At 66.8% G+C, this 21,717-nt stretch carries 13 protein-coding genes; all 13 read right to left on the bottom strand.

The genetic code is table 11. From position 1 onward, the window contains the following. Positions 1-167: 167 nt before the first annotated feature. A complete protein-coding gene (locus AADJ04_RS01880) occupies positions 168-4,700 on the bottom strand; it encodes an EAL domain-containing protein (RefSeq protein WP_341238555.1) in 4,533 nt (1,510 codons plus the stop codon). 235 nt (positions 4,701-4,935) lie between these two features. Next, positions 4,936-6,045: a 3-deoxy-7-phosphoheptulonate synthase gene (locus tag AADJ04_RS01875; protein WP_341238554.1), complete on the bottom strand. Its 1,110-nt coding sequence runs from the start codon at positions 6,043-6,045 to the stop codon at positions 4,936-4,938. A 48-nt stretch (positions 6,046-6,093) separates the two neighbouring features. Further along, positions 6,094-6,597: a C40 family peptidase gene (locus tag AADJ04_RS01870; protein WP_066787708.1), complete on the bottom strand. Its 504-nt coding sequence runs from the start codon at positions 6,595-6,597 to the stop codon at positions 6,094-6,096. Between the two features lie 138 nt (positions 6,598-6,735). Next, positions 6,736-8,421 carry a 2-isopropylmalate synthase gene (gene leuA / locus AADJ04_RS01865; protein WP_341238598.1) on the bottom strand — a complete coding sequence of 562 codons (1,686 nt, stop codon included), beginning with the start codon at positions 8,419-8,421 and terminating at the stop codon, positions 6,736-6,738. Positions 8,422-8,780: 359 nt separating this feature from the next. After that, complete coding sequence (locus tag AADJ04_RS01860; RefSeq protein ID WP_341238553.1) at positions 8,781-10,688, bottom strand: EAL domain-containing protein; 1,908 nt, start codon at positions 10,686-10,688, stop codon at positions 8,781-8,783. Then, positions 10,685-11,227 (bottom strand): YfiR family protein, encoded by a 543-nt coding sequence (locus tag AADJ04_RS01855; RefSeq protein WP_341238552.1) that lies wholly within the window; start codon positions 11,225-11,227, stop codon positions 10,685-10,687. Before AADJ04_RS01855 ends, AADJ04_RS01860 begins: the two co-directional genes overlap by 4 nt. 3 nt (positions 11,228-11,230) lie before the next feature. Further along, positions 11,231-13,243, bottom strand: a complete 2,013-nt coding sequence (locus AADJ04_RS01850; RefSeq protein WP_341238551.1) for a TonB-dependent receptor — start codon at positions 13,241-13,243, stop codon at positions 11,231-11,233. Positions 13,244-13,560: 317 nt separating this feature from the next. Then, positions 13,561-16,659 (bottom strand): WG repeat-containing protein, encoded by a 3,099-nt coding sequence (locus AADJ04_RS01845; protein WP_341238550.1) that lies wholly within the window; start codon positions 16,657-16,659, stop codon positions 13,561-13,563. Continuing rightward, complete coding sequence (locus AADJ04_RS01840) at positions 16,660-17,214, bottom strand: WG repeat-containing protein (RefSeq protein ID WP_341238549.1); 555 nt, start codon at positions 17,212-17,214, stop codon at positions 16,660-16,662. Positions 17,215-17,394: 180 nt separating this feature from the next. Continuing rightward, on the bottom strand, positions 17,395-18,081 hold the full coding sequence (locus AADJ04_RS01835) for a 3'-5' exonuclease (RefSeq protein WP_142082613.1): 687 nt from the start codon (positions 18,079-18,081) through the stop codon (positions 17,395-17,397). A gap of 111 nt (positions 18,082-18,192) precedes the next feature. Then, complete coding sequence (locus AADJ04_RS01830) at positions 18,193-18,696, bottom strand: pyridoxamine 5'-phosphate oxidase family protein (protein ID WP_207373528.1); 504 nt, start codon at positions 18,694-18,696, stop codon at positions 18,193-18,195. Positions 18,697-18,860: 164 nt separating this feature from the next. Beyond that, positions 18,861-19,223, bottom strand: a complete 363-nt coding sequence (locus AADJ04_RS01825; protein ID WP_341238548.1) for a zinc ribbon domain-containing protein YjdM — start codon at positions 19,221-19,223, stop codon at positions 18,861-18,863. A 50-nt stretch (positions 19,224-19,273) separates the two neighbouring features. Beyond that, entirely contained in the window at positions 19,274-21,601 is a 2,328-nt protein-coding gene (dinG, locus tag AADJ04_RS01820) for an ATP-dependent DNA helicase DinG (protein WP_341238547.1), read from the bottom strand. Positions 21,602-21,717 lie beyond the last annotated feature (116 nt).

Raw genomic sequence — 21,717 nt, 5'->3', positions numbered from 1 at the left:
ACGCGCTGGATGACATCAACGGCTGGGGGGGTGGCGCTGCAATGGCGCAGTCCGCGCAAGGCCCCTTGGCGGGGCTGAAAGGGTGGAGCCAGTGGCGCGCGCTGCCCACAGAAGACAAAAGCTGTGGGCGCGGCAGGGAAAACCGGCACAGGGTGCCGGCAACATGCTCAGCCCTGCAGGGCTTGCGTGAGGAAGGCTTCGAGGTCTGCCACAGGCAGCGGTTTGCTGAACAGGTAGCCCTGGTACAGGTCGCAACCGGCCCCGCCCAGCGAAATGCGCTGCTCTTGGGTTTCAACCCCTTCGGCGATCACGTCCAGCCCCAGGCTGCGCGAGAGCCCGATGATGGTGTGCACGATAGCGGCGTCGTTGGGGTCGGAGAGCACATCGCGCACAAAGCTCTGGTCGATCTTGAGCTGGTCGAGCGGCATGCGCTTGAGGTAGCTCAGTGAGGAATAGCCGGTGCCAAAGTCGTCCAGCGAGAAGCCCACGCCATAGGCGCGCAGGGCTTCCATGGTGGCGATGGTGCTTTCCATGTCTTCCACCAGCACGCTTTCGGTCAGTTCCAGCTTGAGCTGGCCCGAGGGCGCCCCTGTGATGGCCAGCACGCGCGCCACGTCGTCCACAAAGCTGGGGCTGCGGAACTGGCTGGAGCTGACGTTCACGGCCATGGTCAGGTCGCGGCGCAAGGGGTCGTTCTGCCAGCTGGCCAGCAGCTTGCAGGCGTGGTGCAGCACCCAGCGGCCCAGCGGCACGATCAGCCCGGTTTCTTCAGCCAAGGCAATGAAGTCGGAAGGCGGCACCATGCCGCGCTGGGCGTGGTTCCAGCGCAGCAGTGCTTCCACACCCGCAATCGCGCCGCTTTGGCGCAGCTGGGGCTGGAAGTGCAAAAAAAACTCGTCTTGCGCCAGGGCCGCGCGCAGGTCGGCCTCCAGCGCTGCGCGCGCCGTCACCACGGCCTGCATCTGCGGGTCAAAGAACCGCAGGGTGTTGCGCCCTGCAGCTTTGGCCTGGTACATGGCCAGGTCGGCCTGCTTGAGCAGCTCGCTCACGGTGGTGGACTCGGTGCCGGTGAAGGGTGCAATGCCAACGCTGGGGGTGCTGCGGTATTGGTAGCCCTGCAGCGGGTAGGGCATGGACAGCATGTTCAGGATTTTTTCACCCACGCTGCGCGCCTGCAGCACCAGCTCGTCGCCCGAGGCGCTGAGTTCTTCGAGCATGACCACAAACTCGTCGCCACCCAGCCGCGCCACGGTGTCCACGCTGCGCACGCAGTGGCCCAGCCGCTTGGCCACTTGCTGCAGCAGCAAATCGCCCTGGTCGTGGCCCAGGGTGTCGTTGAGCTGCTTGAAGTTGTCCAGGTCGATGAACAGCAGCGCCCCGCCCTGCTGGTGGCGCTGCGCGGCAGCCAGGGCATGGTGCATGCGGTCCATCAGCAGCATGCGGTTGGGCAGGCTGGTCAGCGGGTCGTAAAAGGCCAGGCGCTGGATTTCACGCTCGGTGGCCTTGCGCTGGGTGATGTCGGTGTTGATGGCCAGGATGGACTGGGGCTGCCCGTCTTCGCCGCGCACCAGGGTCCAGCGCCCTTCCACGTCGATGGCGCGCCCGTCACGGTGGCGCTGCACCAGCTCACCCGTCCATTCGCCATGTTCCAGGGTGGCTTCGGTGGCGCGGTAGAACTGCGCGTCGTCTTTGTACAGCAGGGTGTGCACGGGTTGGCCCAGCGCCTGCAGCTGGCTCCAGCCGTACAGGCGCTCGGCGCTCTTGTTCCAGTAGATGATGCGGTGGTCCAGGTCGCGCACCAGGATGGCGTCCTGCGCCTTGTCCAGCAGCGACGCCTGGTGGCGGATGCGGGCATCGGCTGCTAGGCGCTCGATCTCTGCCGAGGCCCGGGTCGCAAAAATCTGCAGGGTGGAGGTGACGAAGTCCGGGTCTGTCAACGCCTGGCGGAACAGCACAAAAATGGCGCCAATCACCTGCCCGTCGGCACTGCACAGCTGCTGGCCCGCATAGGCCCGGGCTCCGATCTTGCCGCCCAGGTACGAGCGCGGGTAATGTTGCAGCACATGGTCGGCCACCACGTATTGCCGCTGCGTCAGCAGCTGTATGTTGGGGGAGCCCTCCATGGGCATGTCAAAGGCAGGTTGCTCTACCCCGTCAATGACGGTGGCCAGGCTGATGGCGCGGGGTGGCTGGCCAAGGGGCTGGCTCATGCGCATCACGCCGCCGACCTGCGCGCCCAGCGCCTCGGCCATGTTGGTGGCCAGCTGCACAAAAAATGCCGTGCCGGTGCTGGCCGACACCGCCGCCGCCACCTTGATGACTGAGTCCAGAATGCGCTGCTGCGCCTTGTGGGCACGCAAGCTGGTGATGCCGAAGGCCAGGTCGTTGGCCAGGTCTTGCAGCAGCGCGGTTTCCTGCGGGCTGATGTGCAGGATCTCCGGGGCGTACAGGTACAGCAGGCCAAAGGTCTTGTCCTGTGCGCGCAGGGGCAGGCAAATCACGCCGTGAAAACCGTTGTCGAGCATGCGCTGGGTCCAGTCGCCCAGGTCGTTGCTCTTGCGCAGGTCGTGCACGATCACGGGCTGGCCGCTGCGCACCGCCTGGCCCGCAGGCCCTTGGCCGGTGGGGCTGTTTTCGTCCCAGGTCGGGCGCACCTTGTCCAGGTATTCGTGTTGGTAGCCAGCATGGGCCACGCGGGCAATCGTCTTGTGTTCGTCGTCGTGGGCAAAGCCCACCCAGCCCATGCGGTAGCCGCCAATGTCCACCGCGATCTGGCAGATGGCCTGCAGTAAGGCAGATTCAGACGTCGCGCGCACCAGGGTTTCGTTGCAGGCACTCAGCAGCTTCTGGGCACGCGCCATGCGCGCAATCTCGCGTTCGGCCCGCAGCCGCTCGGTCACGTCCACCGCCAGCACCTGGCGGGCGGCCACGCCGTTGAAGCTGATGCTGCCCGCAGTCACTTCTGCGTCAAACAGGCTGCCTTCCTTGCGCAACTGCTGGCACAGTGCGGGCACATGCCGACTTTCTGAGGCCGTGGCATGCACGGCGGTGCGCACGTTCTCACGCTCCGAAGCGGGAAACAGGTCCAATAGCGTCAACTGCAACGCCTCGGCTTCGGTGTAGCCGTATTGCAAAAGCATGGCCCGGTTCACCGCCAGCAGGCGCAGGCTGGCGCTTTCGTACACCCACATCGGGTGCGGGTGCTCGTTGAACATCAGGCGGTACTGCCGCGCAGACGCTTCGAGCTGGCTGGTCACATGCCGCAGTTGTACCGTGGTGCCGAGTGATTCGGTGAGGATTTCCAGCCGGTCCACATCGTTGCGCGAAAAGGCATCGGGCTGATCGGAGGTGACCTTGAGGCTGCCCACGATGTGGTTGCCCGCGCGCAGCGGTGTGGCCATCACCGAGCGAACGCCCCAGCGGTGCGGCATGGAGGCCATGTCCCAGCCCGCCGCCTGGGTGTCGTTGCACCACACCGTGCGGCCTTGGTGCAGCGCAGGCCACAAGATGCTGTCGTGTACCGACAGCAGGTTGCCTTCAGGGCGCACCATGTCGCCCACCGACGCCTTGGCCACCAGTTGCTCGGCCTCCAGCAGTTCGATCATGGCCCCGCGCGCGGCCGTCTGTTTTTGCACGGTGTGGGCCACCAGCCGCAGGGCGTCGGGCAGCGCCATGTCCAGCGACGAGATTTGCTGCTGCACCTGCAGCAGCTCGGCGTGGTGCTGTGCGTTGCGCTGGGCCTGCATTTCGGCCTGGTGCTGCGCAGAGATGTCCTGGAACGCGCCTTCGACCCGCACGATCCGGCCCGCTTCATCGCGCACGGCATGGCCGCTGGTGCGCACCCACAGCCGCTGTCCTTGCGGCAGCGGCACCTCGGCCACCTCGTCCAGGTCGCGCCCGGTTTGTATGCAGGTAGCAAAGGCCTGCTGCATCCGTTCGTGAAAGGGGGGCTGGAAGGCTTTCAACACCTCGTCCAGGGCGTACGTGGCAGGGCGGTCTTCGCTGGTGGACTCTTCTGCGCGGCGCATGCCAAAGGTGCTGGCAATGCTGGAAGACAGCGTGAACGCCCGGCTGGGCAGTTCCATCACCCAGCCACCCAGGCGCGCCACGCGGCCCGCGGCCTGCAGCACGTTGTTTTGCGCTTGCAGCGCGGCACGCATCTGTTCGCGCTCTTGCAGCGCCATGGACAGCTGCAGTTTTTGCCTGCGCAGTTCCAGCTGGTCCATGGTCTGGCGGGCCAGCATCTGCAGCGCTTGTAATTCCTCCGCCGCCAGGCCCCGGCAGCGTGTGTCCATCACCGCCAGGGTGCCCAGGGCATGGCCTTCGTCCGTGACGAGGGGGACGCAGGCGTAAAAGCGAATGTGGGGCTCACCCACCACCGAAGGGTAGGTGGCAAAAATCGGGTGCCGGGTGGTGTCTTGCACCACGGTGGGCTGGTGCGGGCTGCGCAAGGCGTGGTCGCAAAATGCCTCGGAGCGGGGCGTTTCGCGCATGGGCACGCCCACAGCGGCCTTGAACCATTGCCGCTCGGCATCCAGAAAATTCACCACCGCCATGGGGGCGCTGCACAGCCGCGCCGCCAGCAAGGCCAGCTGGTCAAAAGACTCTTCCTGGTCAGTGTCCAGGATTGCGTATTCCGCCAGCGCCCGCAGCCTGGCGGCATCGGTGGAGTGCACGGGCGGTAACTGCAACGCGGCCATGATCAGACAGGCCTCCGTGGGGGTGGCCTGCGGTGTATCGGCAGTGGTCGGTGGGAAAAAATCACCAGCATGGAATGGCCTGGGCCCCGCCAGAGGGGTGATGGACAAGCTCGGGGGGCACTCGGCGTCTATGCTACACCGTGAAACAAGTGCGTACCCACATGGGTGGCAGACGCACTGCCTGTTCTTGCTCCCTTGGGCGGCTCGGGCAGCTGGGCGCCCCAGCCCAACTCGCTTATGCCGCTGCGCGATGTGCCCGGCGGGCGCGCACGGCGGCGGCCAGTTCCTGCAGCACCGGCACGGTCTGGGCCATGCTGATGCAGGCGTCCGTCACCGACACGCCTTTTTGCAGCGCCTGGCCGGGCACGATGTCCTGGCGGCCTTCCTGCAGGTGGCTTTCAATCATCAATCCGGTGATGCGGTGGTCGCCCGCCGCAATCTGGCCAGCCACGTCTTGCGCCACGGTGATCTGGCGCTGGTGCTGCTTGCTGCTGTTGGCATGGCTCACGTCGATCATCACCTGCTCGCGCAGGCCAGCGGCCTTGAGCACAGCGCAGGTGGCATCCACATCGGCGGCGCTGTAGTTGGGTTGCTTGCCGCCGCGCAGGATCACGTGGCAGTCCTGGTTGCCGCGGGTTTCAAAAATCGCGGCCTGGCCCATCTTGGTCATGCCCATGAAGGCGTGCGAGGCCTGCGCGGCCTGGATGGCGTCGCTCGCCACTTTCACGCCACCGTCGGTGCCGTTCTTGAAGCCCACGGGGCAGCTCAGGCCGCTGGCCAGCTGGCGGTGGCTCTGGCTCTCGGTGGTGCGCGCGCCAATGGCACCCCAGCTCACCAGGTCGCTGATGAATTGCGGCGACAGCAGGTCCAGAAACTCGGTGCCCACGGGCAGGCCGGTGGCCAGCACATCCAGCAGCAGCTTGCGCGCCAGCTCCAGCCCTTCGTTGATGGCGAAGCTGCCGTCCAGGTGCGGGTCGTTGATGTAGCCCTTCCAGCCCACGGTGGTGCGGGGCTTTTCAAAGTACACGCGCATCACCACCAGCAGGTCGTCCTGTAGCGCATCGGCCTGCACCTTCAGGGCATGGGCATATTCCATGGCCTGGGCATGGTCGTGGATGGAGCACGGGCCCACCACCACCACCAGCCGGCCGTCCTGCCCGTGCAGCACGCGCGAGATGGCGGCGCGGCTCGATTCCACCAGCGCCAGCGCGGCTTCGGTGGGCGGCAGCCACTCTTGCAGCAGCGCGGGCGTGATGAGCGGGCGCACGGCTTTGATGCGCGTGTCATCAATGCGTGTGGTGTCGTGGGTGGAAACGGGGGTGGCGGAGCGGTGTGCGTGGGTCATGCCCCCGATTGTCGCGCGGCGCGGCGAAGCCGCTCAGGGCGGCCGAATTCAGGGCCTGCGAAACGAGGCGTTTTGCTTCGCCCAGTATTTGGATTCCAGGTGGTCCATGCGCACCTCGCCGCCGGTGGAAGGCGCATGCACGAAGCGGCCTTCGCCCACGTAGATGCCGGCGTGCGAAGGGTTGCGGCCCCGGCCAAACACCACCAGGTCGCCGGTGCGCCGTTCGCTGCGGTCAATCACCTGGCCCCAGCTGCTCAGTTGCGCCACAGTGCGTGGTGGCGCGGAGCCCACCTGGTTGCGGTACACATAGCCAATGAGTCCGCTGCAGTCAAAGCCCGAGTCCGGCGTGTTGCCCCCGTAGCGATACGGCGTGCCCACCAGCCCCAGGGCGTGGATGGCAATGCCGTGGGCCTGCTCGTCCGACAGCGTGGGCGCTGCCGAGCGCTGTGTGGGCCAGGCCCCCGTGGCGCTGGGCGATGGGGTGGGTGGAGTGCTGCAACCGACCAGGGCCACAGTGGCCGCCAGCAGCAGTGAACAGGAAAGGGCTCGCATGGGCCGAAGGGTAACGGATGCCGTGGGCCCTTGCCAATGCTGCCCGGGGCCGCAGGGTTTTTGAATGAAAAAAGGCTGCAGCGCTTGCTGGATAAGCGCTGGCAGCTATGTTTTATATAGCGGAAAAAGGCCGATGGTTCAGGCGTGCGCAGCAGCAGTGCCAGCCTGGTGGGGCAGCCGGTGTGCCAGGCGGTTGGCCACGCTCACGATGGCGTTGACTGATGCGGTCACGATGTTGTGGCTCATACCCGCGCCAAAGGTGGCACCGTTCACGCCCTCCATGGCGGCTTCCACAATGGCCAGCGCCTGGGCGTTGGCACCGCTGCCGGTGGCGCGTTCTTCGTAGTGGTCCACGCGCAGCGGCAGGCCCAGGGCGTCCACCGTGGCGGCAATGGGGCCGTTGCCCTGGCCGCGCAAGGTCTGGCGCACGCCCTGCACCGTCACGTCCAGCTCAATGCCTTGGCCGTCTTCGTCCAGCCGGTGGCTGTGGCACACCACGGCGGGCTCGGCCGGGGCGCGCAGGTAGGTGGCCTGGAACAGTTCCCACAGTTGCGCGGCGCCCATTTCGGTCTCGCTCGCATCGGTGTGGCGCTGCACGGTGGCGCTGAACTCCACCTGCATGCGGCGCGGCATCACCACGCCGTGTTCGCGTTCCAGCAAGAACGCAATGCCGCCCTTGCCTGACTGGCTGTTCACGCGGATCACGCTGTCGTAGGTGCGGCCCAGGTCCGCCGGGTCGATGGGAAGGTAGGGCACTTCCCACAGCGCATCCGGGTCTTGCGCAGCAAAGCCTTTCTTGATCGCATCCTGGTGCGAGCCCGAGAACGCGGTGAACACGAGGTCGCCCGCGTACGGGTGGCGCGGGTGGATGGGGATGCCCGTGCATTCCTCGGCCACGCGCGCCACCGCGGTGATGTTGGAAAAATCAAGCTGCGGGTGCACGCCCTGTGTGTAGAGGTTCAGTGCCATGGTCACGATGTCCATGTTGCCGCAGCGTTCGCCATTGCCAAACAGGCAGCCTTCCACGCGCTGGGCGCCCGCCATCACCGCCAGCTCGGCGGCGGCCACGCCGGTGCCCCGGTCGTTGTGGGTGTGTACCGACAGCACGATGTGCTCGCGCGGGCTCAGGTGGCGGTCCATCCACTCGATCTGGTCGGCAAACACGTTGGGCGTGGCGTTTTCCACCGTGGTGGGCAGGTTGATGATGATGGGGCGGCCGGGCCCGGCGTTCCACGCGGCAATGGCGGCCTGGCAGGCCTTGAGCGAGACGTGCAGTTCGGTGGCGCTGAAGGTTTCGGGGGAATACTGCAGCGTCCATTGCGTTTCAGGCCGCGCATCGGTGAGCTGCTTGAGGTAACCCACATGGTGGGCGATGAGCTGCATCACCTGCGTGACGTTCATGCCAAACACAATGCGCCGCCACGCGGGCGCGGTGGCGTTGTACAGGTGCACGATGGCGCGCGGTGCGCCTTTGACTGCTTCGACGGTGCGCGCAATCAGGTCTTCGCGCGACTGGGTCATGACCATGAGGGTCACGTCCTCGGGGATCAGGTTTTCGTCGATGAGGCGGCGCACAAAGTCAAAGTCGGTCTGTGATGCGGCTGGAAAGCCCACCTCGATTTCCTTGAAGCCGATGCGCACCAGCTCCATGAAGAGTTTCATCTTGCGTTCGCCGTTCATGGGCTCAAACAGCGCCTGGTTGCCGTCGCGCAGATCGGTAGAGAGCCAGCGCGGCGCGCGGGTGATGCTGCGGCTGGGCCACTGGCGGTCGGGCAATGCCACGGGGGCCATGGCTTGGTATTTGGTGGCGGGTTTGGCGATCATCATGGCAAGGCTCCACTTCGGTGGTGCCGGGCTGCGCGAGCACTTGGAGTGCGTTGTGGCAGCAGCCCCGGCACGGGTCATCAGAAACAAATCGGATGACGTCCCCTGCAGCCCCTTGCGCATGGCACAAGAGCTGGTGTGGGGGCCGGGGTCAGGGGGATGTCGGGTGGTTCAACGGCTGCGCGAGGTGGCAGCCGGGTGTGCGAACGCGTGCAGACCCCGGCCAAGCACTAGTAGGCTTAGCGGTAGTGGGGACAGGCGCAGTGTGCGTTGCATAGGGGGCAAATGCTAGCACAGGCACCTGGGCGCGGAGCCTTGCGGGCGGCGCGCGGTCATGCGCAGTGACACATGCAATGCCATCAGTGCGAAGCCTGCAGTTCCACAAACTGCTGCACGGGCATGGGCCGCGCAAAGGCATAGCCTTGCAGCACATCGCAGCCCTGCTCCACCAGGTACTCGGCCTGTTCCAGCGTTTCCACGCCTTCGGCGGTGACTTCCAGCCCCAGGCCGTGCGCCAGTGCCACGATGGCGGTGACGATTTTGCGGCTGTGCTCTTGCGAGGGCAGGTCGCGCACGAAACTGCGGTCGATCTTCAGGCGCCGCATGGGGAGCTGGCGCAGGTAGGCCAGCGACGAATACCCGGTACCAAAATCGTCAATCGCCAGGTGGATGCCGAGCTGGCTCAGGCGGTGCAGCGTGTACGCGCCGGCTTCCATGTTTTCCATCAGCACGGTTTCGGTCAGCTCGATCTCCAGCAGGTCGGCAGGCAGCTTCTCTGCGCGCAGGATGTCCATGACCTGCTCCAGAAACTGCGGGTCGCCCAGCTGGCGGGCCGAAATGTTCACGGCCACGCGCTGTGGGTGGGCGTGCCTGCCCTGCCAGCGCGATGCGTCACGGCACGCCGTGCGCAGCACCCAGTAGCCCAGTGGCACGATGAGGCCGCAGTCTTCCGCCACCGAAATCGCCTCCAGCGGGGGCACGTTGCCCAGCTCGGCGTGGGTCCAACGCAGCAGGGCCTCGGCCCCCACCAGGGCGTTGTCGCGCGCGCTAAACAGCGGCTGGTAATGCAGCGCCAGGCCGTGGCCGCCTTCCAGCTCGGCGCGCAGCGCTTGCTCGATCGCTTGGCGGCGCACCATGGCCTGGTTCATCGACGCGTCAAAGCGCACGCAGCGGTTCTTGCCCAGCTCCTTGGCGCGGTACATCGCCGTGTCTGCGTTGCTGACCAGGGCATCCATGTCCGGAGCGTCGTCGGGAAAGGACGCAATGCCGGCGCTGCACGTCACGTTCACCTGCTGACCGGCTTCGGTATAGGGGAGCTCAAAGACGCTGATGATCCGCTCGCCGTACTGACTCAGGGCCTCGTCATCCATGTTCTGGCGCAGGATCACGGCGAATTCATCGCCACCCATGCGCGAGATGCTGTCGCTGCGGCGCATCACCGACTGCAGGCGGCTGGCCACCTGGCGCAGCAGCCCGTCGCCCGCTGCGTGGCCGAAGGTGTCGTTGAGCGTCTTGAAGTTGTCCAGGTCGATGTACACCAGAGCCACCCGCTGGTCCGTGCTGCGTGCCAGTTCAAGCTCTGCGGCCAACCGCTCGTTGAAGGCATGGCGGTTGTTCACGCCGGTGATGGCATCGGTGTGGGCCAGCACTTGCAGGCGGTTTTCGGCCTCGCGCACCACTTCGCGGCTGCGCAGCACAATGGCCGTGGCCAATGCCATCACACAGGCGGCGATGAGCGAAGCGCTCAGAAAGCGAAAGCCCAGGCGCTTGTACACAGCCTCCATCGACTTGCGCACGTACAGGGTGCCCACTTCGGCATCCGCGCCGTGGATGGGGTGCGTGATCTCCAGCATGGTCCACCCGGCGCGCTCGGCAATGCGGTCCATGCCCGTGGCGCGCAAGGTGGTGGGGAAGTGGGGGTCGCGCGAGCGGGCGTAGTGCGCAAACAGCACGCCGTCGCGGTCATACACACCGGCGCTGAGCACCATGGACGATGAGCGCAGTGCCGACAGCATCTCGGTGGCGGTTTCGGTGTCGCGGAACACCACGGCGGCCGAGACGTTGTCGGCCACGATGGCGGCCTCCACGGCGCTGTCTTGCAGCATGGAGGCGCGTGCGCTCCAGTAATCCACCGCCGTGAGCGCCAGCACCACCGTGAGCAGTGCCAGCCCAGCCGTCCAGATGCCCGTGACGACCAGCTTGGACGACAGCAGCAGCGGCTGCAACTGCAGGGCCACGGTAGATGTGGGGGATGCCTTGCTTTTCATCGGGTGCCTTTGGCCAGGCGCAGCAGCCGGGAACTGATGGTGAGACCGGCCTTGGTGGCCGCATCGGCGTGGATGTGGAACACCAAGCGCCCTTCGGATTGCGCCAGCGCGATCACGATGTCGGGGTCCACGAAAGTCATGTCGTCGGCAATCGTCAACACGCCGTGGCCCTGCGGTGCGGCCCGCAGCGCGCGCAAGACATGTTCGGCATCAGGGTTGTGCACGATCAGGGCTTCGCACTCTCGCAGGGTGGCGGCTTCCAGGTGCCGGATCTTGATGGCCTGGCCCCGGGTGGTCTGCTTGTTTTCCAGCGCCGTGAGCGAGCGCTTCAACGGGCTGAAGGGCGATACACAGACGGTGAATTCGTTGCCGCTTCCCTGCTTTTCGGGCCATTCGATGAACTGGATGAAGTTGAAGATGTAGGCGGCCTTCAGGTCCTGCTCTGCCACAGGCTCTGCGCTGTGCGCCGCAGTCCAGGCGCCGCACAGCAGGGCCAGCCACCACAGTGGCTTGCCGCAGGAGCGCAGGAAGGTGTGCATGGCTCAGAACGCGTAAGTGAGCTTCACGCGGAAGGTGCGCCCGTCCTGCCGCAGGGCGTCGTCCCGTATTTCCAGCGATGTGGCGCTGTAATGCCGCTGGTTGAACAGGTTGTAGATGCCCACCGACACATCCACCTGCGAGATGCGCATGGAATAGTTCACATTGGTGAGGAGATGCCCCGGCAGGTTGGTTCCGCTGGAAGTGCTGCGTGGCCCCACGCCAATGGCTTCGATGGCATAGCGGCCCCGGCCCCAGGCGCTGGCGGGGCTTGCGCTCACCGTGTCAGACCACTGCACTTTGAGCAAATGGCGGGGCGAGTTGCTCAGCGTGCCATCCACGGAAGAGTCGCGCGCTTTTTGCCAGCCATACACCAGGCGCAGGCGCTGCCCGGCTTGCCAGCGCTGCTCCAGCTCGGCTTCCACGCCGTGCACTTTGACCGAGTGCGTGTTGTCCAGCAGGAAGCGGTCGATGCTGGCTGCAGCGCTCATCGAAATGAGGTCTTTCACTTCCGAGCTAAAGGCCGTCAGCAGGTAGCGTGTGCCGCCGGAGGGGGCGTGCTCCAGCGCCAACTCGGTGGTGCGCACACGCTCCGAGCGGACATGCTGGCTGTCCACAATGCTGCCGGGCATGTCCACGCGGTAGTCGCGCTCGTATGCGTTGGGTGGTCGGTATGCGGTGCCGTGCAGCAGCTTGATGGCGGTGGCTGGGTTCCACCAGTACACCAGCCCCAGCCGCGGGTTCAGCGTGCCGGAGCTGCCCGTCTGCTTGCCCCAGCGCAGGCCGGTGTGCAGCGTCAGGTTGGGTTGCAAGGCGAATTCGTCCTGCACATACACGCCTGCCACGTCGCCTGTGCGCCGGGCGTTCAGGTACTCGGCCGGTGGGTCCAGGTCGGCGTTGGTCTGGGTGATGCGCGTGTCGCGCCGGTAGTCCAGGCCCCACACCAGCTTGTGGCGTGCCAGGGCTGTGCTCACCCACTGCAATTCGCCGCCCCACCATTGCCCGGTACCCACATCGCGGTTGATGGTGAGCGGTGGGTAGTCGTACACATAGTCGCCCACGTACTGGTAGCGCGCTGCGTGGGCACGGCCGGTGAAGGCCAGCGTGGGCGAGACTTGCGCGGTGTACTCGGCCGCCAGGCGGGTGCTCTGGTCGGTGACCCGGGAGCGCGGGTCGTTGAACACCTGCGAGAACGCCGCCGTGGGCACGCCCTTGTGGCGCTCGGCATGTGCCAGGGTCAGCGCCAGGCCATCGCGGCGCATGCGGGCAAACAGCTGGGTGCTGCGGTCAAAGTCCAGCCCCTGGGCCACGCCGTGGTTGCTGTTGGGGGCGTCGTAGCTTGGGAAGTAAAGGTCTGCGCCCCGGCGCGTGGCCCGGGTGGCTGCCACCAGCCAGTCGCCGCCGTAGGCATCCACGGTGCCCACCGACAGGCGCGCCTTGGCACTGCCCTGGCTGCCCGCTTCCACCGACACTTGCGGCCCGGGCAGCTGGCGCCCGTCGCGCGTGATGACGTTGACCACGCCAAAGAAGGCGTTGGCCCCATACACGGCCGAGCCCGGGCCGGAGACAAACTCCACCCGCTCGATCAGGTCCAGATCTATCGGGAAGTCGGTGCCAATATTGGCCTGGTCGTAGAGGTTGTCGTTGAGCCGCACCCCGTTGACCAGCAACAGCACGCGCGTGTTGTAGTCGCCCGGCGTGGCAAAGCCCCGGGTGCCCAGGTAGTGGTAGGCGCGGTCGTAAGACACATACAGCCCGCGCATGCTGGCCAGCACCTCTGCCAGCGAGCGGTACCCAAAAAGACGGATGTCCTCGGCAGTGACCACGCTGACGGCCGCCGGGGCTTCCAGCGCGGTTTGTGCGTAGCGGCTGGCGGTGGTCACCTGCATCTGCATCAACTGTTCCAGTGGCAGATCAACCATGTCTGCCTGCGCATAGGCGCTGGTGATGCCCGCGAGCAGCCAGGAAACGACCAGGGGCCGCAGCGTGCGCTGGCGAGGGGGTGAGCCTCGTTTCATGGGCGTTGCACAGTCAGTGGCTGGCCGGTGGTCTGTCAAACAGGGTTAAACAGGGCGGCTGGCTAGTGGAAGAACATTTTTATCAGAATTATCAATATTGTAGCAAATGACCTGTGCGTGCTTTGCTGCAGATACCCGTGTTGTAAATAAATGTGGGAGGGCTTGGAGCGAATGCAGGCCGCGGTAGCCACACCGTGCAAATGGCTGAAACGAAGTGGTTTTAGATGAAAAACGGATCTAACGCCCATGTATAAAGCGCCAGCAGCTATCAAAATGATACTGATTTGTGCCACCGGCCGCCGCACGGCGGGGCGCAGTCAGCTGCTGGTTTGCCGGGGGTGGCCGAGCGCGCGCCCGGCCTTGCGGTACAGCGGGCACCACACCACCAGGTACAGCACCACCGCGCTGGCGGCCAGGGTCAGGCTGGGGCGGGTGGCCTCCCAGGCGAATTGCCAGGCCCAGTAGGCGTCGGCAAAGCCCACCAGCACAAAGGTGCCCAGCCCGGCTTCGGGCCCTTCGGCCAGCCACACGGCCACCGACACGGTGGTGTGCAGCGCCACGGCCAGCAGGCTCAGCAGGGCATGCAGCGCAGACGCGACCAGCGGACGCTGTTCCAGCCAGTGCACCAGGCCCCGCGCGCTGGCGGGATGGCCCACGGCGCTGCGCAGCACGGTGCCCAGCAGCCACCAGGCCCATGGCGTGGCCACACGCGGGGTGCCTGGATGTGGCGGGCGAGGAGCCTCTGCAGGGGGCTGCGCACGGCGCTCTGCTTGCAACGGGCGTGGTGCAGGCATGGCCGGTGCGCTGGCAGCAGGCTGTGCCTGGGTAGCCTGGTCCAGGGCCATGACCATGGCGGGTGGAATGTCCTCAGGCCGTTTCACGCCCACACGCAGCGCCACGGCGTAGTGGGCGGGCGTCATCAGCCGCTTGGGCACCCAGCGCACCGTGGCAGGGTCGGCTGCCAGGGCTGCGTCCACCATGGCGGGGGTGATGCGCGCACGCGGCATATCGGCCAGGGTTTGCGGGTGCAGCGCCAGCTGGTGGATGAGGGTGGCTTCGTCGGCATGGCCCATGTGCCAGCGCGCCAGGGCGGTGAGCCAGCCCGTGTCTTCTGTGGGGCCCCATGCGGGCCGGTAGGGCGACTGCAGCGACAGCACGCTGCAGGCCGCCAGCGCCGCCTGCGCGGTGTGGCCCAGCGCCTGGTAGGCGCGGGCCAGCACGTAGTGGGCGTGCTGGGGCGCTGGCACATGGGGCAGGCCGCGCAGGGCGTCGTCCACAGCCGCCTGGGGTTGGTTCACGGCCAGTTGGGCCCAGGCCCGCGCCACATGCCAGGCGCTGCCCTCGCGCGGTGCGCCCTGTTCGCGGGCGCGGGCCAGGTCGTTGTCGATCAGCGCGGTGGTCACCGCCACGGCCAGCTCGGTCGGTATCTGGGGGAACATGTCGGGCTGGTCTTCCAGCGCGGCCACGCACACTTCCAGGCTGCGCAGTGGCGGGGGAATGTCTTGCAGCGTCAGCCCGTTGGCCTGGGCGGAGGCCAGGCACAACGCTGGCGTGAGCAGCTCTGCGGGCACATGCCGGATGAGGCGGCCGTCGGCGTGCAGCACGGCGCGCTGGGCCAGCACGGGCGTGATCTGGCCCGGGGCCAGGTGCGCCAGGTTGGCGATGTCAGCGTCCAGCGCCGCCTGCTCCAGGGCATTGGTGCGCAGCCAGTGGGGCATATCGCATAAAGGCACACCGGCCTGTAGCGCGTGCAGGGCCTGTTCTGGCGTGAGCAGGCAGCCCCATAACACGGGCGCCGTTGGCTGCGCCAGGGGCTGGCTGCAGCGCTCGTCCCGCGCGTCCCAGGTGGGGTGGCCCGCGTACAGCTCGCGGGCCAGCAGCAGGGCGTCGCGGGTCATGCAGTGGGGCGGGATCTGCACCGCCACGTCCACACCCCGGCGCAGCAGGGCCTCCAGCCGCGCAGGGGTTTGCAAGGCAGCAGGCACCTGGGCCAGTGCGGCGGGGTGGGCTTGCAGGGCAGCATCGACCATGGCGTCGTCCAGCCACGCGGCGGGCACCTGGCCCAGGGCTTGCGGCTGGTTCAGCACAGCGGCCAGCCACGCTGCGCGGGTGGTGGGCGCCTCGGTGTTTTCTGCCTCCTTTGCGGTGTTCAGCGAGGGGGCGGCGGTGTGCGCCAGCACCGCATCGCGCGCGTGCTGTGCGGCCAGCAGGGCGTCCACGCTGGGGGCGGCCATCAACCACAGCGACCACCAGGCGCCGCTTTCGTCCGCACCGGTCTGGGGGTAGAGGCTGATCCACAGCGCATTCGCTTCCGGCAGGTGCACCCACTCGCCGCTGGTGGGGCTGGGGGCCAAGGGGGTTTGCAAAGGCCGCCGCCATGCGGCCAGGGGCGTGCCCAGGCTCTGCGCGGGCGCTGCGTGTTCGGGGTCGGGGTCGGCCACGCCCCACTGCGCTTGCAGGTGCTGCACCAATGCCTGCCGGGCGTGGGCCAGTGCGTCGTGCAAGCTTGCTTCCATGAAGGGGTAGGCCCTGCGCTGCGCCAGGCCCAGGTGGGTGTGCACCACGCGTTGCTGGGCCACGGGCTGTGCTGCGTGTGGCTCCTGCGCCTGGGCCCATGCATGCAGGCGGCTTTCGGCTTCGTGTGCCAGTGCCGTGGCGGCGGGGACGATGTGGTCCATGTCTTCCAGGTGATCCAGCCAGTCTGCCGCGTGGGGCTGGAAAAACGCGCGTGGCGCGCGGTGGCTGGCAGCGACCGGGCTGCGCCACAGAATCTGATCTTGCGCGTTGCAAAAAATGACTTGTCCGCCGTCATAACGGGCGCGCCAAACCACCTGCCCTTCCCTGTCGATCCACACCACTTGCTTATCTCTGGCCAGAAAGGGCGCCAGCGCGGTGTCGGGCTGGGTGGGCGGGATGGAGCCATCGCTCTGCGTCAGCGGCTCCCTCAGGCCTTGAGGCGCAGGCACCAACCGGCCATCGGTGTGCAGCAAGCCCCAGGGGTTGGCATCGGGTGATGTTGTACAGGCAAGCCTTGACACAGCGCATTCCAGCTCGGGCTGAAAGTCGGTGGCGTAGCTCAGCGCCGCGCCTGGCAGCGGGGCGCCGTGCAGGTCAAAAAAACGTGTTTCGTGGGTACGGTCTGCCACCAGCCCGCACGCCATCTGGGGCGACAGGCCCTGCCCGCCCCGCACCGCCACCTTGCCCCGCGTGTTCAGGTAGCCGCAGGGGCCGTCGCCCGTGGCGTCGGCGTAGTAGGCCAGCGCTTCGCTGTTGAAGGCATCCATGCGTGTGTGGCAGGGCTGCAGCACCCATTGCCCCTGTGCGTTGATGAGGCCCCAGGTCTTGCCGTTGGCCGACACCGCTGCCACCGCCTGTTCGTCGAAGCTGTGCGCCTGCGCAAAGCGCGGCGCCACCACCTACTGGCCCCGGTGGTCCACATAGCCCCACAGCGGCAGGCCGCGGTCGGGGTCCCAGGGCTGGGCCGGGGCCAGCCCCACCGCGCCAAAGTTGCCCAGGTCGGCAAACGTGGCGGCGCAGGTGAACTGGCCTTGCAGGTCGATGATGCGCCAGGCATGCGGCCCTGTCTTGACGGCAGCCAGGCCGTTGCGTAGGGGGCGTGCGTCGTCAAACTGTGGCGCGATCACCTCCTGCCCCAGCAGGTTGAGATAGCCCCAGCGGCCAGCCCGGCAAAAGCGGGCCACGCCGTCTTCGGTGAAGCCGCGCGCGTTGTCCAGCGTGGGCGGCACCAGCCACTGGCCCTGTTCGTTGATGTAGCCCCAGCCCCCATCGTGCGCCTGCGCCGCGCTGATGAAGCCGCCGTGCGGCGTGCTCTCAAACTCCACCACCTGGCGCAGCGCGGGCTGGGGCGCGATGGCGCGGTCGGCATGCACGATGAGCAGCGCGTACGCCTGGCGGTCCGCGTCCAGCGGGACCTTGGCCAGGCAGGGCGTTGCCGGGGCGGTCTGGGTCATCGGGTTGGGGTCCTCCGGGCGGCATCGTAGCCAGCGCCCGCCGCAGCCGTGGTAACCATTTGCACCCGTAGGCAAGAACCCGACACCTGGGAACCTCACCCAAAGTGCACCGCAGGCTTCAGCCCCAGTGATTTCAATGAAAAAGGCCTCCAGCGCTTATGGGGTAAGCGCCAGCAGCTATCAATCAAATAGCAGCGACATTTGCGGTATGGCTGCCGTTGCACGGGGGCTTGCCTTCGCCGCGCTGGCGGCGTGGGCGTTGTGGGCCTGCCGGGCCAGCCATTGCGCCAGGGTTTTGCGCGTGCAGCGCTGCACGGCTTGCAGCTGCGCAAAGTCGGCGCTGGGCAGCTGCCACTGGGTGGTCAGGTCGTGCTGCATGCGGGCCAGCAGCGCGGCAGCCATCTCGGCATCGGCCAGCGCCCGGTGGGCGCGCTCGGCCCGCGGCAGGCCCAGGTGCTGCACCAGCGGCCCCAGCTTGTGCGTGGGAGCATCGGGGTACAGGCGACGCGACAGCAGCACCGTGCAGGCAAAAGGCTGCGGCGCCGGCACATCGGCGAGTTGCAGCTCGGCCTGCCAGAACTTGCTGTCAAACGATGCGTTGTGCGCCACCATGGGCGCCTTGCCCACAAAGCGCGCCGCATCGCGCATCACGGCGTCAGCACTGGGCGCATCCTGAAGCATGGCGTTGCTGATGCCCGTCAGCTCGGTGATGAAGGGCGGAATCCACGCCCCGGTTTTCATCAGGCTTTGAAAACGGTCCACCACCTGGCCGCCCTCCAGCAGCACGATGGCCACCTCGGTCGCCCGCGCGCCCTGGCTGGGCGACATGCCGGTGGTTTCAAAGTCGATGACAGCAATGGGGGGCATGGGGGGAAGGCAGGCAAACGCAAGGGGCTGGCCCCAAGGGTACAACGGCCGGCCTTCGGCCCGGCGGGCGGGGTGCGCAGGGGCGCTGTCCGCCCAGGTGGGCTCGTCGCCTCAGGGCATCGCCAATTCCTTGTGCTCACCCAGGCTGCGCGGTGGTTCGCCGCTAACCACGGCCTTGGCCATCTTGAACAGCTGGGTGATCTTGGCTTCGGCCACATCCCAATATTCGGCGTGGCGCACGCGCACCACCAGCAGGGCCAGGTCCGGGTCCGTCACGCCGCCTGGGAACCAGGCCTGCGCAGCGGGCGACCACAGCGCCTCTTTCAACGCCATGTCGTCTGAAAAACGTGCCTGGCCTGACAGCGAAACATAGCTGTCTGCGCCGGGGTCGGCATACGAGACATTGACCTCCCCGTCGGTGAGCAGGCGCTCGTACAGCTCGCCCGATTGGGGAATGAAGAAATACAGTTCGCCCTTCTCATCCACCTTGCGGTTCTGCGTGGTCAGCGGGTGGGCGTGCAGCATGCCCGATGACGTGCGGTGGGTGAGCATGGCGAAACGAATGTCTTTGATGAGCTTCCAGAGCGTTTCGTGGGCGGGGGAATCGTGTGTCATGGGCAGGTGCCTCCAGCGGTGTCAAAGGGATGGTGCGTGGCGATGGCCAGGCACTTCAATGCACTGTAGGAGGCAGCGCGGCGCAGCGGCGTCGGCAGCCCGCGCGCCTGCCTGTGGGGCGTTGTCTGACACCTGCGCACACCCCGTGGCAGTGGCCTGCGCTGTCAGGCCTTCTTCAAAAACTCCGACTTCAGCAGCATGCTGCCCAGGTCGGTCTTGCAGTCCACGTTGTGGCCGTCGGCCCCATCGACCAAGCGGATGCTCTTGATCTTGGTGCCCTTCTTGAGGGAGGAGGACGAGCCCTTGACCTTGAGGTCTTTCACCAGGATCACCGCGTCGCCATCGGCCAGCGGGTTGCCATTTGCATCACGTACGGCATCGCGCACGATGCCGTCGCCTGCGTCGGTGTCCGTCGTGTCAGCCACCTGCGGCCATTCAAACGCGCAGTCGGGGCACACGTAGTTGCTGCCATCGGGATAGGTGTTTTCCAGGCCGCATTGGGGGCAGGCAGGCACGGTATGGGGCATGGGGGTCTTTCTGGTTGTAGTGGTGAAACGGGGTGGCGACTTTACAGCGCTCACAGCGGCGCCCGTTGCTCCAGCGCAAACGGCGGCAGCCCTTTGAGCAGGCGCTGGCCGTAGCTGGTGCGCGTCAGGCGCTTGTCGTAGCAGTACACATGCGCCATGTCTTCTTCGGTGCGAATGGCGCGGCCCACCCATTGCGCCAGGCGGATGGCGGTGGCGGGCACCACGAGCTCGCTGAACGGGTCGCGGCCCACGGCGCGCAGCCACTCGGCGCGGGCCTCGCCCACGGGGTCGTCGGGCGGGGCAAAGGGCAGTTTGGTGATGAACACCGATTCGCACAGCCGCCCCGGTAGATCCAGTCCCTCGCCAAACGACTGCATGCCAAAGATGACCGAGGGTTCGCCGTTCTCCACCCGCTCGCGGTGGCGTTTGAGCAGCTGCGTGCGCGGCAGCGCGTTCTGCACCAGCACCACGCTGCGCATGGCGGTGGGCAGCGCGTCCACGGCTTGGCGCATCTGCTCGCGCGAGGTAAACAGCACCAGCGCGCCGTATTCCACACGGGCAATGTCGTGCAGCAGCGCTTCGACCATCTCGGTGGTGAACTGCGCGGCGTTCTTGGGGTCGGCGCGGGTTTCGGCGGCAATCAGCGTGCCCTGTGCGGCGTAGTTGAAGGGGCTGGGCACTTCGAGCGTGGTGGTGGCTTCATCGCCATGCAAGCCCGCCTCGCGCAGGAAGAAATCAAAGTGCCCGCAACTGGTGAGCGTGGCCGATGTCAGCACCGCCCCGCGCACCGCACTCCACAGGTGGTTGCGCAGCGTGGTGCCAGGCAGGATCGGGCTGGCGTGCGCCTTGACCACGATGAAGTCGCCGTCCACCTCCAGCGTGAACCACTTGGCGGCGGGCACCGTGCCCTCGGGGGCGTCCTGCAGCAGCAGTTGCGCGGTGGCGTGCAGCTCTTCGAGGCGCGGGGCCAGCATGCCGATCTGCGCATACAGCGTGGACAGGCGCTTGGCCTCGTCGGGCTTGTCGCGCATCTCGGCGCGCAGGGCCTTGCTGATGGCGCGCAGGGCTTCCAGAAAGCCGTCTGCACTGGCGGCCAGCAGGCCCAGTGGGGCGATGAGTTGTTCGGGCAGTTCACCGCGCGGCACCCGCACCCGCGCCGGTCCCCAGGCGCTGGGCTGGCGCAGGGGATTCTCTGCACGAATCCTCGCGCCGTGGGCATCTGCGGGCTCGGGCGGTCTGCCGCGTTGCAAATGCTCGCCATAGCGCCCGCTATGGCTGTGCTTTGCGCCTTGCAGCCCATCCCGATCCGCAGCGCCCACTTGCCGCTCGATTCGCCCAGAGAATCCCTTGAGCTGCTCGCCGTACACATCCATCACGATGCGCGCCAGGTCTTGCAACGTTTGCCGCAGCTGGGCCGAATGCTTGGGGATGTCGGCAATCTCTTCCACCTCCAGCAGTGCCCCAATGCGCAGGCCCCGGCTGGCAAGGCGCTCGATCCAGGTGATGCGCGACAGGTCCATGCTGCACGCGAATTGATCCAGAGCGGTCGATGGCAGATGGTGGGCTTCGTCCAGCACCAGCAGGCAGTTGTCCAGCTCGGGCAGCACGCGCGCGCCCAGGGACGACAGCAGCAAATCGTGGTTGGCCACGATCACTTGCGCACCCACCAGCTCCTTGCGCTTGTCGTAGTAGGTGCACTGGCTGAAGGCCGGGCAATGCTTGCCGGTGCACGAGGCGCCCTCGGCCGCCACGGGGCTCCACACCTCGGGCTCGGGGGGCGTATCGAGGCTGTCGCGGTCGCCGTCCCACGCGCCTTTGGCCAGCGTCTGCGCCATCGTCGAATAGAACTGGATGCGCGCCTCGGTCTCGTGCCGGGGGCGCTTGGCGCGGGCGGCGGCTTCTTCCTCGGCAAACAGGTCGTCTTCGCCCTCTTCTTGCGCCTCGCCATGGCCTGCGAGGCGGTCGAGCTTGAGCTTGCACACATAGCGCCCGCGCCCTTTGGCCAGCGCAAACTTGAAGGGCTGCGGCATCAGCGCGGCCAATGCAGGCAGGTCCTTGTTGACCAGTTGCTCCTGCAGCGCCACCGTGGCGGTAGAGATCAACACCCGCGTGCCCCGCGCCAGCGCCAGTGCAATGGCGGGTGCGCAATACGCCAGCGACTTGCCCACGCCCGTGCCCGCCTGGATGACGGCGATGGAACGCGTGGGCGCGGGCTCGCCACTTTCTTCGTCCACCTTGCCCAGCGTGGCCCGGCTGAAGGTGCGCGCCACCTGCTCGGCCATCAGCCGCTGCCCGGGGCGGCTGCGAAACCCTTCGGTGGCGCTGACCACCGCATCAAACGACTGCAGGGCCGCCTGGGCCCATTCTGTAGAAGACATAACCACCTGCTTTGAGGGGTGAGAGTGTGGCACGGCCGGGGAATTTTTACTGTATGCATGCAAGGGGTATCTATTTAGCTCCAGTGACGTGAGAATAGCTGGATGGAAACCCAGAT

Source organism: uncultured Acidovorax sp., assembly GCF_964021665.1.
Classification (GTDB): domain Bacteria; phylum Pseudomonadota; class Gammaproteobacteria; order Burkholderiales; family Burkholderiaceae_C; genus Acidovorax; species Acidovorax temperans.
Note: the sequence above shows the minus strand (reverse complement) of the source record. Positions and strands in the feature narration are given on the sequence as shown.

Coding starts and splice junctions, on each gene's coding strand:
- AADJ04_RS01880 (WP_341238555.1), bottom strand. CDS start 4,700: ATGGCCGCGTTGCAGTTACCGCCCGTGCACTCCACCGATGCCGCCAGG.
- AADJ04_RS01875 (WP_341238554.1), bottom strand. CDS start 6,045: ATGACCCACGCACACCGCTCCGCCACCCCCGTTTCCACCCACGACACC.
- AADJ04_RS01870 (WP_066787708.1), bottom strand. CDS start 6,597: ATGCGAGCCCTTTCCTGTTCACTGCTGCTGGCGGCCACTGTGGCCCTG.
- leuA (WP_341238598.1), bottom strand. CDS start 8,421: ATGATCGCCAAACCCGCCACCAAATACCAAGCCATGGCCCCCGTGGCA.
- AADJ04_RS01860 (WP_341238553.1), bottom strand. CDS start 10,688: ATGAAAAGCAAGGCATCCCCCACATCTACCGTGGCCCTGCAGTTGCAG.
- AADJ04_RS01855 (WP_341238552.1), bottom strand. CDS start 11,227: ATGCACACCTTCCTGCGCTCCTGCGGCAAGCCACTGTGGTGGCTGGCC.
- AADJ04_RS01850 (WP_341238551.1), bottom strand. CDS start 13,243: ATGAAACGAGGCTCACCCCCTCGCCAGCGCACGCTGCGGCCCCTGGTC.
- AADJ04_RS01840 (WP_341238549.1), bottom strand. CDS start 17,214: ATGACCCAGACCGCCCCGGCAACGCCCTGCCTGGCCAAGGTCCCGCTG.
- AADJ04_RS01835 (WP_142082613.1), bottom strand. CDS start 18,081: ATGCCCCCCATTGCTGTCATCGACTTTGAAACCACCGGCATGTCGCCC.
- AADJ04_RS01830 (WP_207373528.1), bottom strand. CDS start 18,696: ATGACACACGATTCCCCCGCCCACGAAACGCTCTGGAAGCTCATCAAA.
- AADJ04_RS01825 (WP_341238548.1), bottom strand. CDS start 19,223: ATGCCCCATACCGTGCCTGCCTGCCCCCAATGCGGCCTGGAAAACACC.
- dinG (WP_341238547.1), bottom strand. CDS start 21,601: ATGTCTTCTACAGAATGGGCCCAGGCGGCCCTGCAGTCGTTTGATGCG.